This window comes from Janthinobacterium pasteuri (assembly GCF_051380775.1).
Classification (GTDB): domain Bacteria; phylum Pseudomonadota; class Gammaproteobacteria; order Burkholderiales; family Burkholderiaceae_D; genus Janthinobacterium.
In genome coordinates, this window is record NZ_JBNYXS010000019.1 from 75,990 (window position 1) to 89,049 (window position 13,060).

At 60.1% G+C, this 13,060-nt stretch carries 14 protein-coding genes; 9 read left to right on the plus strand and 5 right to left on the minus strand.

Translation table 11 applies throughout. From position 1 onward, the window contains the following. Positions 1 to 23 precede the first annotated feature (23 nt). The 8 genes from ACQ4WN_RS18730 (at position 24) to ACQ4WN_RS18765 (ending at position 6,746) form a co-directional block, all read left to right on the plus strand. A complete protein-coding gene (locus ACQ4WN_RS18730; RefSeq protein WP_436552881.1) occupies positions 24 to 1,058 on the plus strand; it encodes a KpsF/GutQ family sugar-phosphate isomerase in 1,035 nt (344 codons plus the stop codon). Further along, positions 1,058 to 1,591 (plus strand): KdsC family phosphatase, encoded by a 534-nt coding sequence (locus tag ACQ4WN_RS18735; RefSeq protein WP_436552882.1) that lies wholly within the window; start codon positions 1,058 to 1,060, stop codon positions 1,589 to 1,591. Before ACQ4WN_RS18730 ends, ACQ4WN_RS18735 begins: the two co-directional genes overlap by 1 nt. A gap of 45 nt (positions 1,592 to 1,636) precedes the next feature. Then, a complete protein-coding gene (lptC, locus tag ACQ4WN_RS18740) occupies positions 1,637 to 2,248 on the plus strand; it encodes an LPS export ABC transporter periplasmic protein LptC (protein WP_436552883.1) in 612 nt (203 codons plus the stop codon). Between the two features lie 25 nt (positions 2,249 to 2,273). Then, positions 2,274 to 2,855, plus strand: coding sequence for a lipopolysaccharide transport periplasmic protein LptA (gene lptA / locus ACQ4WN_RS18745; RefSeq protein WP_436552884.1), 582 nt, complete (start codon positions 2,274 to 2,276; stop codon positions 2,853 to 2,855). Further along, positions 2,855 to 3,610 (plus strand): LPS export ABC transporter ATP-binding protein, encoded by a 756-nt coding sequence (lptB, locus tag ACQ4WN_RS18750; protein WP_071079722.1) that lies wholly within the window; start codon positions 2,855 to 2,857, stop codon positions 3,608 to 3,610. The genes lptA and lptB overlap by 1 nt, the downstream gene beginning before the upstream one ends. 4 nt (positions 3,611 to 3,614) lie before the next feature. Then, the gene (locus tag ACQ4WN_RS18755; RefSeq protein ID WP_436552885.1) at positions 3,615 to 5,093 is read left to right on the plus strand and encodes an RNA polymerase factor sigma-54; all 1,479 of its coding nucleotides are present in this window, start codon (positions 3,615 to 3,617) and stop codon (positions 5,091 to 5,093) included. A gap of 69 nt (positions 5,094 to 5,162) precedes the next feature. Next, positions 5,163 to 5,525: a ribosome hibernation-promoting factor, HPF/YfiA family gene (gene hpf, locus ACQ4WN_RS18760; protein WP_141171519.1), complete on the plus strand. Its 363-nt coding sequence runs from the start codon at positions 5,163 to 5,165 to the stop codon at positions 5,523 to 5,525. 135 nt (positions 5,526 to 5,660) lie between these two features. Next, positions 5,661 to 6,746: an enoyl-CoA hydratase/isomerase family protein gene (locus ACQ4WN_RS18765; RefSeq protein ID WP_436552886.1), complete on the plus strand. Its 1,086-nt coding sequence runs from the start codon at positions 5,661 to 5,663 to the stop codon at positions 6,744 to 6,746. Here ACQ4WN_RS18765 and rapZ read toward each other — a convergent pair whose 3' ends face one another. From rapZ to ilvA, 5 genes are all read right to left on the minus strand, one after another. Continuing rightward, positions 6,747 to 7,610: an RNase adapter RapZ gene (gene rapZ, locus ACQ4WN_RS18770; RefSeq protein ID WP_436552887.1), complete on the minus strand. Its 864-nt coding sequence runs from the start codon at positions 7,608 to 7,610 to the stop codon at positions 6,747 to 6,749. 389 nt (positions 7,611 to 7,999) lie between these two features. Further along, positions 8,000 to 8,935, minus strand: coding sequence for an HPr(Ser) kinase/phosphatase (gene hprK, locus ACQ4WN_RS18775; RefSeq protein ID WP_034753337.1), 936 nt, complete (start codon positions 8,933 to 8,935; stop codon positions 8,000 to 8,002). 36 nt (positions 8,936 to 8,971) lie between these two features. Further along, the gene (locus ACQ4WN_RS18780) at positions 8,972 to 9,454 is read right to left on the minus strand and encodes a PTS sugar transporter subunit IIA (RefSeq protein WP_034753339.1); all 483 of its coding nucleotides are present in this window, start codon (positions 9,452 to 9,454) and stop codon (positions 8,972 to 8,974) included. A gap of 333 nt (positions 9,455 to 9,787) precedes the next feature. Beyond that, positions 9,788 to 10,630 (minus strand): NADPH-dependent 7-cyano-7-deazaguanine reductase QueF, encoded by an 843-nt coding sequence (gene queF / locus ACQ4WN_RS18785; RefSeq protein WP_436552888.1) that lies wholly within the window; start codon positions 10,628 to 10,630, stop codon positions 9,788 to 9,790. A 79-nt stretch (positions 10,631 to 10,709) separates the two neighbouring features. Continuing rightward, entirely contained in the window at positions 10,710 to 12,245 is a 1,536-nt protein-coding gene (gene ilvA / locus ACQ4WN_RS18790; RefSeq protein WP_436552889.1) for a threonine ammonia-lyase, biosynthetic, read from the minus strand. A 201-nt stretch (positions 12,246 to 12,446) separates the two neighbouring features. Here ilvA and ACQ4WN_RS18795 point away from each other — a divergent pair, with 201 nt between their 5' ends. Beyond that, positions 12,447 to 12,938 (plus strand): YqaA family protein, encoded by a 492-nt coding sequence (locus ACQ4WN_RS18795; protein WP_436552890.1) that lies wholly within the window; start codon positions 12,447 to 12,449, stop codon positions 12,936 to 12,938. Positions 12,939 to 13,060 lie beyond the last annotated feature (122 nt).

A 13,060-nucleotide genomic window follows, 5' to 3' on the forward strand; every position in this document is an offset into this window, starting at 1 on the left:
CCTAATTCGTTTATACTTTGGGCATGAGTGTAACCCATGAAAAAACAATGCTGAAAGCTTTTGATCGAATTGACATGCAAGCGACGACCGAGCGCGCTGTCGCGCTGGCCCGCACCACCTTGCAGATCGAGTCCGACGCCATCGCTGCGCTGCACGCGCGCCTGGCCACGGACGACAGCGTGGGCCGCGCCGTGGCGATGTTGCTGCAATGTAAGGGGCGTGTCGTCGTCTCCGGCATCGGCAAGTCCGGCCATATCGCGCGCAAGATTGCCGCGACCCTCGCTTCCACCGGCACGCCGGCCCTGTTCGTGCATCCGGCCGAAGCGGCCCATGGCGACCTGGGCATGGTCACCTCGGACGATGCTTTTATTGCCATATCGTACTCCGGCGAATCGTCGGAATTGATGGCCATCATGCCCGTCGTCAAGCGCATGGGTGGCGTGCTCATTTCCATGACGGGTAAACCGAACTCCAGCCTGGCCCAGCTGGCCGACGTGCACCTGGATATTTCTGTTGAGAAAGAAGCCTGTCCGCTGAACCTGGCGCCCACGGCCAGCACCACCGTGACGCTGGCCCTGGGCGATGCGATCGCCGTGGCCTTGCTGGACTTGCGCGGCTTCAAGGAAGAAGATTTCGCCCGCTCACACCCGGGCGGCGCCCTGGGTCGCCGCCTGCTCACGCACGTGCATGACGTCATGCGCAGCGGCGAACGGGTGCCCAAGGTCGCCGTGGACGCTTCCTTGCTGCAGGCGCTGGAAGAAATGACGAAGAAAGGCATGGGCATGACGGCCGTCGTCGATGCGGATGACCGCCCCGTGGGCGTGTTTACCGATGGCGACTTGCGCCGCATGTTTGAGCGCGTGCAGGATTTCACGCAAGTGGCGATCCGCGACGTCATGCATGCGCAGCCGCGCAGCATTGCGCCAGAGCGCCTGGCCGTGGACGCCGTGGCCGTGATGGAGCAGTTCCGCATCAACCAGATGCTGGTCGTCGATGCCGACGGCAAGCTGGTGGGCGCCCTGCATATCCATGATCTGACGCAAGCGAAGGTGATCTGATGGACAGTGTTGCGGACAACCTGGCGCGGGCGGCCAAGGTCAAACTGATGATTTTTGACGTCGATGGCGTGCTCACCGACGGCAGCCTGCATTTCGGCCCCGATGGCGAGATGATGAAAACGTTTAATGTGTATGATGGCCTGGGCATCAAGCTGCTGCAGGAATCGGGCGTGCAGACGGCCATCATCAGTGCGCGCCGCTCGGCCATCACGGCGCGCCGCGCGCAAGACCTGGGCATTACCCATGTGCACCAGGGCGGTCACGACAAGCTGACGCCATTTCGCGAATTGCTGGCGCTGACGGGCTTGACGGAAGAGCAATGCGGCTATATCGGCGATGATGTCATCGATGCGCCCATCCTGCGCCGCGTGGGCTTTGCCGTCAGCGTGCCAGGCGGGCGTCCGGAAGTGCAGGGCCTGGCGCACCATGTGACGCAGGCTGGCGGCGGCCGCGGCGCGGTGCGCGAGATCTGTGAATTCGTGCTGCGCGCCCAGGACAACTATGCGCGCGTCATGGCGCCGTTCCTGGAATGATGCGTACCGCCTCGCCGCCAGAGACATTTGAAAGAGTGAAATCCTATGCGTAAGCCAGGAGGCGCCCATCGCTGGCGCATGATTTTTACCGTGCTGGGGGCCGTCGTCTTTGCGCTGGGCAGTTTTTGGCTGCTGGAAGTGATGAACAAGAATGCCCAGGACATCACGGCCAGCAAGCATCAGGATGAGCCAGACTATTTCATCACCAATTTCAGCCTGGTGCGCATGGACTTGACGGGCAAACCCAGCTATATCGTGTCGGGCATCAAGCTCACGCATTATCCGCTGGACGATTCATCCGATATCGACCAGCCGTTCGTGCGCAAGCTCACGCCAGGCATGCCGCCGATGAACATGAATGCGGAACTGGCGCATATCGACCAGGACAATACCCGGCTGCAACTGCACCGCAAAGTCGTGATTGACCGCGTGGCCAGTCCGAAGGCGCAGAACCTGACAGTCAAGACGGAAGCGCTGACGGTGTTCCCGGATGAGGAAAGAATGGAAACGGACGTGCCTGTCGATATCCTGACGGGCGCCTCGCGCATGAATGGCATAGGCATGAAGGCCAATAACGCCACCGGCGTGGTGGAAGTGCAGAATGCGCTGCGCATGGTCCTCCCGCCGAAACCGCGCCCGGCCGCGGCGGCAAAATGACAGAATGAAACAAGGAAACCATACTATGAAGAACATCTTGCTGTTGACCGTATTTTCTCTGACCATGATGGGCGTGGCGCATGCCGAGAAGGCCGATTCCGAGAAGGAAGCCGTCATCACGGCACGTAGCGGCCACGTCGATGACGTCAAACAGGTGCGTACGCTGACGGGCGACGTCGTGCTGGTCAAGGGTACCTTGACCATGAAGGCGGGCCGGGCCCTGATCACGGAAGATCCGCAAGGCTACCAGTTCATTACCTTCTGGGCCGATCCCGGCAAGCTGGCCACCTTCCGCCAGAAGCGCGATGGCGCGGGCGACCTGTGGGTGGAGGGCGAGGCGGAGCGCGTGGAATACAACAACAAGACGGAAGTGGTGAAACTGTTTTCCAAGGCCAAGCTGACGCGCCTGGAAGGCTCGAAAGCGACCGACGTGGCCAATGGCGCCTTCATCTCGTATGACAGCCGCAAGGAAGAATTTGCGATGGAAAATTCCAACAGCGGCACCAGCACCCCGGATGGCGGCAGCGTGCGCATGGTGATCCAGCCGAAGCCCAAGGCACCGGCGGCGGAGAAGGCGCCGGCCACGCCCGCGTCAGGAAATAAATAATGGACAATACTCGTTGCGGCAGCACCCTGATCGTTCGCGGACTGCAAAAAACCTATGGCAAGCGGCAAGTCGTGCATGATGTCTCGCTGCAAGTCGAATGCGGCGAAGTGGTGGGTTTGCTGGGCCCGAACGGCGCCGGCAAGACCACCTCGTTTTACATGATCGTCGGCCTGGTGCCGTCGGACGGCGGCACCATCGATATCAGCGGCGTGGATATTTCCCGCCTGCCCATCCACCGCCGCGCGCAGATGGGCCTGTCGTATCTGCCGCAGGAAGCGTCCGTGTTTCGCAAGCTGACGGTGGAGGACAATATCCGCGCCGTACTGGAAATCCAGACCGTCGAAGGCCGTCCCCTGAAGAAGGCCGAGATCGAGGAGCGCCTGGATAAATTGCTGGCCGACCTGCAGATTGAAAAGTTGCGCGAGAACCAGGCGCTGTCCCTGTCGGGTGGCGAGCGGCGCCGCGTGGAAATCGCCCGCGCGCTGGCCACCGACCCGCGTTTCGTGCTGCTCGACGAGCCGTTCGCCGGTGTCGACCCTATCGCCGTGATCGAGATCCAGCGTATCGTGCGCTTCTTGAAGGAACGCAATATCGGCGTCCTGATCACCGATCATAATGTGCGCGAGACGCTGGGTATCTGTGACCGTGCCTACATCATCAACCAGGGCTCGGTGCTGGCGTCGGGACGCCCCGACGACATCATCGCGAACGAGTCGGTACGCCGGGTCTATCTGGGCGAACACTTCCGTATGTGAGCCAATGAAACAATCATTGCAGCTGCGCACTTCGCAGCACCTGGCACTGACGCCGCAGTTGCAGCAATCGATACGCCTGTTGCAATTGTCTACCCTGGAATTGCACCAGGAGCTGGAGCAGCTGCTGACAGACAATCCCTTGCTTGAGCGCCTCGACGATCCGCTCGACCGTTCGCTGCGCCTGCTGTCCGACGGCGCCTTGAGTTCCACGGCCGCGCCGGCCGAAGCACCGCCCCAGCCGCCAGGCCAGGAGGCACCCGCCGCGCCGGCCGAAGCGGAAACCTTTGATGGCGAGGCTGGCGACAGCCCTGCCGCAGCCGATGGCGGCGACAGCGACTGGAGCGAGGCGAGCCGCGGCAAGGCGCCCGACGACGAAGATTCCCGTCCGCAACTTGAAGCCCACCACTGCACCCTGCGCGAACACTTGATGGAGCAGATGCGCGTGACGGTGCTCGAATTGCGCGACCGCGCGCTGGTCGAGCTGATCATTGACGCGCTCGACGACAATGGCTACCTGGAAGAGTCGCTCGACGACATCCTGGCGCGTTTGCCGCAAGAGCTGGAAATCGACGCCGACGAGATGCGCACGGCGTTGTCCCTGCTGCAAAGTTTCGATCCGCCCGGCGTGGGCGCGCGCAATGCATCCGAATGCCTGGCGCTGCAAATCAAGCGCTTGCCGCACATCGCCATGGTGACGCGGCGCATGGCCCTCGTTATCGTGGAAAAGCACCTGACCTGGTTTGCCCAACGCGATTTCAACAAGCTGAAAAAAGCCCTCGATTGCGACGATGAAGACTTGCGCGAAGCGCAGACCGTGATTCGCCAGTGCAATCCGCATCCGGGTGCCGTCTTCGCTTCGGACGTGTCCGATTACGTGGTGCCCGACGTCCTCGTCAAGCGCGCGCGCAATGGCTGGCAAGTCACCCTGAACAACGATGTCATGCCGCGCCTGCGCGTCAATGCCATGTACGCCAACTTGTTGAAGCAGGGCAAAGGCGAGGGCGCCATGGGCGCACAGTTGCAGGAAGCCAAATGGCTGATCAAGAATATGCGCCAGCGTTTCGACACGATCTTGCGCGTGGCGCAGGCGATAGTAGAAAGACAAAAGAACTTTTTCTCGCATGGGGCCGTTGCCATGCGTCCCCTTGTGCTCCGTGAAATAGCTGATACACTGGGTTTACACGAGAGTACTATCTCGCGGGTAACAACTCAAAAGTACATGCTCACCCCGCATGGCATGTTCGAGTTGAAATATTTCTTTGGTAGCCACGTCGCCACCGAAGCGGGGGGCGAAGCGTCATCGACGGCGATACGGGCATTGATCGTGCAACTAACAGGAGCAGAAGACCCTAAAAATCCTTTATCCGACAGTAAGATTGCGGACATGCTGGGGGAACAAGGCATGGTGATTGCGCGACGTACTGTTGCCAAATACCGGGAAGCGTTGAAAATTCCGCCAGTGAGCCTGCGTAAGTGTTTGTAAGTTTTTTTCGGTTCCTCTGCGGGCCGGAGTCAATAGACCGCACGAACCCGATCATCTTTAGGAGTGTGTATGAATCTCACCATCAGCGGACATCATCTCGAAGTCACACCAGCCATTCGTGAATACGTACAAACGAAGCTGGAGCGCGTGAAACGTCATTTCGATCAAGTCATCGATATTGCCGTGATTCTGACCGTGGATAACCTCAAAGAGAAAGAAAAACGTCAAAAGGCCGAAGTCAATTTGCGCCTGAGTGGAAAAACTGTCTATGTGGAAAGTCTGGCGCACGACCTGTATGCCGCCATCGATATCCTGATCGACAAACTGGACAGGCAAGTGATGAAGTACAAAACCAAAGTGCAAGGGCACGGTAAAGAGGCGATCAAGCATCTGCCAGACAACTCAGAGGAAGATGCCGTCGTCGCCGTCTAAGGCCACCCGCTTCCAGCAGTTGTGATCAACTAAGGGCGCACATCTTGCGCCCTTTTTTGCGCCCCGATCTTTTGAGCGCAATCTTCCCCGCGCAGGCGCTAGAATGTTCGCACTTTCACTTCTTTCCTGCCTGCCATGAGCGATTTCGTCCAGACCTCCATCCGCAACCGCACGGGCCACATCGTGCTCGACCGCCCGAAAGCCTTGAATTCCCTGTCGCTGGAGATGGTGCGCGCCTTGAGCGTGGCCCTGCTGGCCTGGCGCGACGATCCGCAGGTGGACGCCGTGGTGATCCGCTCCAGTAGTGAAAAAGCCCTGTGTGCCGGTGGTGACATCCGTTTCTTTTACGATGCGGGCCTGGCCACGCCACAAGGCGGCAGTGCATTGCTGGAAGATTTCTTTACGGAAGAATACGCCTTAAATCATTTGATTCATTTCTATCCAAAACCGTATATTGCCGTGATGGATGGCGTGGTGATGGGCGGCGGCATGGGCGTGGCGCAAGCCGGGCCTGGCAACCGCCTGCGCCTCGTCACGGGCCGCACGCGCATGGCCATGCCGGAAGTCAATATCGGTTTGTTTCCCGATGTGGGCGGCAGTTATTTCCTGTCCCGCCTGGCCGGCCAGCTGGGCCTGTACCTGGGCTTGACGGGCTTGACGATCAACGCGGCCGATGCCCTGTACACGGGCCTGGCCGATGTCTACCTGCCTGAGGCGCAGATGGGGGCGCTGCTGGCCCTGTTCGAATCGACGCCTGGTGAGGGTTTGCCGGTGGCCATCAAGACCCTGGCTGCACCGTTTCAGGCCGAGGCGGGGGCTTCTCCTCTGGCCACGGCGCGCGCGGCGCTGGATCGCCATTTCGGCGCCGGCTCCGTGGCCGCGATCATGGCTTCGCTGGCGCAGGACGACAGCGCGTTCGCCGGCAAGGCGCTGGCGGCCATGCGCCTGCGTTCGCCGCTGATGATGTCGGTGACCCTGGAATTGCTGCAGCGGGGCGCCCATCTGGGCGTGGCCGATTGCCTGCGCATGGAGCGCAGCGTGGTGCGCCACAACTTCGAGCATGGCGAAGTGCTCGAAGGCGTGCGCGCGCTGGTGGTCGACAAGGACAATGCTCCGCGCTGGCAGCCTGCCAGCCTGGACGAGGTCGATGCGGCCATGGTGGCGCGCTTCTTTGCCCCCGTCTGGCCAGCGCAAGCGCATCCGCTGCGCCATCTGGATTAGCTAGCTACGTTCGCGGTGGCGTAGCACGACCCGTTCATTCGGGCTGAAATACTGCGCCAGCCGTTCCGCCATGTACACGGAGCGGTGCTGGCCACCCGTGCAGCCCAGCGCCACCGTCAGGTAGCTGCGGTTGTCGGACTTAAATGATGGCAACCATTTCTCGATGAAGGCGCGGATGTCGGCCAGCAGTTCCAGCGCACTGGGCTGCGCATCGAGGAAGGCGATGACGGGTGCGTCGCGTCCGTCGAGCGGGCGCAGCGCCAGGTCGTAATAGGGATTGGGCAAGGCCCGCACGTCGAAGACGAAATCGGCGTCCAGCGGCACGCCCAGCTTGAAGGCGAACGATTCGAAGAACAGGGTCAGCGGTGCGCGTTCGGAGGCGACGATATCCTTGATCCAGGCGCGTAATTTGTTGGCGCTCAGTTCCGAGGTGTCGATCACATGGCCCAGCTGTTCGATGGCAGACAGGCGTTCGCGCTCTTCCGTGATGCATTCGATCAGGGTGCGGCGGCTGGCTGGATTCTGATTCGGACGCAATTCGTGCGACAGAGGATGGCTGCGCCGTGTTTCGGAGAAACGCGCCACCAGTGAATGCGTGGTCGCCGTCAAGAACATGACTTTGACGTCGTGCCCCTGGTCGCGCAGCAGCGCCACATTGTGCGGCAGGCTGGTCAGGGACTCGGCACTGCGCGCATCGACGGCGACGGCCAGTTGCGGTGCCCCTTCGTCGAGCAAGGTTTGCACCAGGCTGGGCAGCAAGGCCGGTGGCAGGTTGTCGACACAATAATAGCCGGTATCTTCCAGCACATTGAGCGCGACGGATTTACCGGAGCCGGATATTCCGGTGATAAGGACGATATGCATAGCACGATCATACAATAAAGAGCGGCGCTACGCTCCCGAGGCAACTATCTTTACAAATTATTGCAATTTTGACTGTAGTGCTGGTTCAGCAAAATTCTGGGTGTAGCAGGGAATTCACGCAGCACAGCTGCGTGCCTGCGCAACGGTTCGCCCTTGCAAGGGTGAACTCCACTGCAGACTAGTCACCGCTCATTGCCAATCTCTGGTGTAGCAGGGGTTTCGGAGAGCCTTGCTCTCCGCCTGCGTAACGGTTCACCCTTGTAAGGGCGAACTCCTTGGCAACATTAATCGCCACTCATGGCGAGTCGTTGGTGGAGCAGGGGTTTCGGAGAGCCTTGCTCTCCGCCTGCGTAACGGTTCACCCATGCATGGGTGAACTCCTTGCAACGCTAATCGCCGCTCATTGCCAAACGTTGCCGTTCCATGAACTCTTGCAAGGTATCGATGCCGCGCAGTTGCAAGATGGTATTGCGCACGGCCGCTTCCAGCAGCACGGCGATGTTGCGGCCGGCGGCGACGGGGATGACGACCTTGCGCACGGGCAAGCCGAGCACGTCTTCCGTGGGGAACAGGAAAGGCAGGCGCTCGACTTCTTCTTCCAGCGCGTTGCGGCGCACCAGGTGCACGATCAGTTTCAAGCGCATCTTGCGGCGCACAGCCGTTTCGCCAAAGATGGCCTTGATATCGAGCAAGCCCAGGCCCCGCACTTCCAGCAGGTTTTGCAGCAGGGGCGGGCAGCGGCCTTCGATCATGTTCGGCGCGATGCGCGAGAATTCCACGGCGTCGTCGGCCACCAGGCCGTGGCTGCGCGAAATCAGTTCCAGGCCCAGCTCGCTCTTGCCCAGGCCGGAATCGCCCGTGATCAGCACGCCGACGCCCAGCACGTCCATGAACACGCCATGCATGATGATGCGCTGCGCCAGCTTTTTCGACAGGTAGACGCGCAGGAAGTCGATCACTTGCGCAGCAGGCAGCGGGGTGGAGAACAGGGGAATGTTTTGCTCGTCGCAGATGGCGAGGATGTCGGGCGGGGTTTCCAGCCCCTGCGCGATGATCAGCGCGGGCGGGCCGCCAGCGATCAGTTCACCAATCACGTGGGTGCGCGTATTGACCTTCAGGCGCTGGTAGTAATTGATTTCCTGGTGGCCGAAGACCTGGATGCGGCCCGGATGGATCAGGTTCAAGTGGCCCACCTGGTCGGCGGCCGACGAAACGTCGCCCGAGATCAGGCGCTCGCCGCCGGGGAAGCCGGCGAACCAGCCCAGTTGCAGACTTTCACGATTATCGTCGTACAGGCGTTGTATCGTCAGCGGCGTTTGCAACATGGCAGTCTTCTTCAGGAGTGGAGGAATACCTGAAGTTTAACCCGCCGCTTGCAGACTGGGTTGCCAATTGACGATGCGCGAATGCACGGATTTCGGTTCCGGATCCGTGGCCAGCGCCGTGCGGAAGGCATCGTCGGAAAACATTTCGGCGATTTCCGACAGGATTTCCAGATGTTGCTGGGTGACATGATCGGGAATCAGCAGGAAAAACAGCAGATTGACGGGCTTGCCATCGGGTGACTCGAACGGAATCGGTTCGGCCAGGCGCACGAAGGCGCCCAGCGGCGATTTCAGGGTTTTGCTGCCCTTGACTCTGCCATGCGGCACGGCTACGCCATGGCCCAGGCCTGTCGAGCCCAGGCGTTCGCGGGCAAACAGGTTGTCCGAGACGGTAGAGCGGGCGATGCCGTAATTGTTTTCGAAGATCAGGCCGGCTTGCTCGAAGGCGCGCTTTTTACTGGAGACTTCCAGGTCCAGCAGGACGTTTTCGAGGGATAGTATTTTGCTAAGATTAGTCATGACACTCAATGAAATGGTGCAATGCGCAGAGGGCTTGCGAGCCGAATTATAGGCCTGTTTCTGCGGCCTGTAACGCCAATTCTCAACAGTATACGCCCGCTGCGGGCGCAGTGGGCGCTACAGCCCATGTCGCCATCGTTTTGGTAAAATACCAACACTGGGGGTGTATCGGCTATTTCTTGATTAAAAACACGCGGCGCGCCGGTTTTTCCGCCGCCGAATGCTGATTTTCCGATTTTTCAGCGTCTTTGACATGCTCTGGAGCACTACTGTAACGTTGTTTTAAAACACGCCAACATTCCTGTTGGCATGCTTTCAAGGTGTTGCGCGGTGTTACTGGCGCGCATTACGCAGATTGCCCGGCATCGCGCCCGTGCTGTAGTTGCTGCGCCACGGATTGATATCGAGTCCGCCGCGGCGCGTATAGCGCGCATACACGGACAATTTTTGCGGCTTGCACTGGCGCAAGATATCGACAAAGATGCGCTCCACGCATTGTTCGTGGAATTCATTGTGTTCGCGAAAACCAATCAGGTAGCGCAGCAGGCTTTCCTGGTCGATCTGTGGTCCTGCGTACGCGATCTGCACGCTGCCCCAGTCCGGCTGGCCCGTCACCAGGCAATTCGATTTCAACAGGTGCGAGATGAGTTTTTCTTCCACCGGTGCTGCGTCCAGCGCCGCTTTCAAGAGTTGCGGCGAAGGCGAGTATTGGGTGATTTCCAGGTCCAGGCGATCGAGCAGCACGCCATCGAATTCGCCCATTTTGAGCTTGCCGAAATCTTCCTGCAAGGTCAGTTCCACTTGTACGGGCGCGCCAAAGCCGTTCGACAAATCCTGCTTGAGCAGGGCCAGCAGCGCATCCGGGCTGTCCAGTTTGGTCTGGTTGAACGAGTTCAGGTACAGCTTGAACGATTTCGATTCGATGATGTTCGGAGAATCGGCCGGCGCGCTGACCTTGGCAATGGCCACTTGCGGCTTGCCGCGCTGGTTCAGCCACGACAGTTCGTAGGCATTCCAGATATCGAGGCCAAAGAACGGCAGTGTGCCGTGCAGTTCCAGTTCATCGCGCTTGCCCTGGCGGGGAATCGGGAACAGCAGTTCCGGTGCGTAATCGCTGCGGTAGGCCGAGCTTTTGCCCAAGGGCGACAGTTCGGCGAGGTCGTTGGTGGTGGTCATGGTCGTGTGGCGTGAATTCAGTCAAGCACGCATGGTAGCCTATTTCACCCCAGTGCAAATACCGGGGTGAATTCGCCATTTACCCTAAAAACAATTTATAGACAGGATTACTGCTTTCATCCCAGTAACGATAGCCCAAGGTATCGAGGAAGCGGGCGAATTCTCCCATCTCATCGGGCGGCACTTGCAAGCCGATCAGGATGCGGCCCACGTCGCCGCCCTGGCTGCGGTAATGACAAAGGGAAATATTCCAGTTCGGCGCCATGCTGTCGAGGAAGCGCATCAGCGCACCGGGGCGCTCGGGAAATTCAAAGCGGTACAGCAGCTCATCCTGGGCCAGCCGGCTCTTGCCACCGACCAGATGGCGGATGTGCGACTTGGCCAGCTCGTCGTGGGTCAGGTCGAGCGTCTTGAATTCGTGTTCCTCGAAAGTTTTCGCCAGCACGCTCGATTCATGCCGGTCGGCAATTTGAATGCCGACGAACACGTGCGCGGCTTTTTCATCGCTGATGCGGTAGTTAAATTCCGTCACGTTGCGCGCGCCGATGAGCGAGCAGAAGCGCTTGAAGCTGCCCCGCTGTTCGCGCATGGTGACGGCAAACACGGCTTCGCGGAACTCGCCCAGCTCGGCACGCTCGGCGACGAAGCGCAGACGGTCGAAATTCATGTTGGCGCCGCAGGCAATAGTGACCAGCGTCTGGTTGACGATGGGGTGCTTGCTCAGGCTGGCCCGCTCCACGTAGGCCTTGGCGCCCGCGATGGCCAGTGCGCCGGCCGGTTCGAGGATGGAGCGCGTATCCGTAAACACATCTTTGATGGCGGCGCAGATGGCGTCCGTGTCGACGATGATGATGTCATCGACATATTGCTGCGCCAGGCGGAAGGTTTCCTCGCCCACCAGGCGTACGGCCGTACCGTCCGAAAACAGGCCCACGTCGGGCAGGGTGACCCGTTCGCCCGCTTTCAGCGAGCGCGCCATGGCGTCCGAATCGACCGTTTGCACGCCGATGATCTTGATGTCGGGGCGAATCTGTTTCACGTAGGCCGCTACACCGGCGATCAGGCCGCCGCCGCCGATGGCCACGAAGATGGCGTGGATGGGGCCGGAATGCTGGCGCAGGATTTCCATGCCGATCGTGCCCTGGCCTGCGATCACGTCCGGATCGTCGAACGGGTGCACGAAGGTCAGCTTCTGTTCTTTTTCCAGGGTCAGCGCGTGGTTATAGGCATCCGTGTAGGACTCGCCGTGCAGCACGATTTCCACATGCACGCCACCGCGCGCCTTGACGGCGTCGATCTTGACGGGGGGCGTGGTGGTAGGCATGACGATGACGGCGCGGCAGCCCATGCGCGCGGCTGACAGGGCCACGCCCTGGGCATGGTTGCCGGCCGAGGCGCAAATGACGCCGCGCTTGCGTTCCGCATCGCTGAGCTGGGCCATCTTGTTGTAGGCGCCGCGAATCTTGAAGCTGAACACGCTTTGCATGTCTTCGCGTTTGAAGTAAATCTGGTTGTTCAGGCGCTGCGACAGGGCAGGGGCCAGTTCCAGCGGCGTTTCGTTGGCGACGTCATAGACGCGGGCGGTCAGGATTTTCTTGAGGTAGTCGATGTTCATAGTCTGCTAGCAAGTGATTCTGGGCCAGAAAGGGTCTGGAGCGTGTCGGTCGATAGCGGCGGCGCCGCGGCGGATAGCCTGGCGACAATCATGCTCTGTGGAACTGCGGGCGGGTATGCCTTTGCCGGCCGGCGCGGATTGTGCGGCGTCCAGGCTGCGCTTCATTATAATGGAGAGCCTTACTGCATCGCGAAGTGTTCCATGATCGAATCCGCAATCGCCTGGCTGCTGCAGCTGATCGCAGCACCGGAAGTCGGGCTGACATCGATCTTTCTGATCAGCTTTATTTCCGCCACCTTGCTGCCGCTCGGCTCGGAACCGGCCGTGTTTGCCGTCATCAAGGCCAATCCCGCGCTGTTCTGGGCCGCCATCGGCGTCGCCACCCTGGGCAATACTTTGGGCGGCATCGTCGACTACTGGCTCGGCTACCGTGCCAAGCAGGCGTTCGCCAAGGAACGCGACACGCGCTGGTTCCGCTGGCTGGCCCGCTATGGCGCCAAGACCATGCTGCTGGCCTGGCTGCCCATCGTGGGCGACCCCCTTTGCACGCTGGCGGGCTGGCTCAAGCTGCCATTCTGGCCCAGCGTAGCCTACATGGCCATCGGCAAGTGCGCGCGCTACCTGACCATGACGGGCTTGCTGTTGTACGTGCCCGATGGCGTATGGCACAGGATTGGACAAATGCTGGCGTAAGCGGCAGGCAAACGGGCGGAATGCAACGCCGATTTGCCCTATTTTTGGGCAGTTCGATAGTTTGAAGCAAAGTCTGATTATTGGCATTTCCACGTAAAAAAATCATAAAAACTGAATTTTTA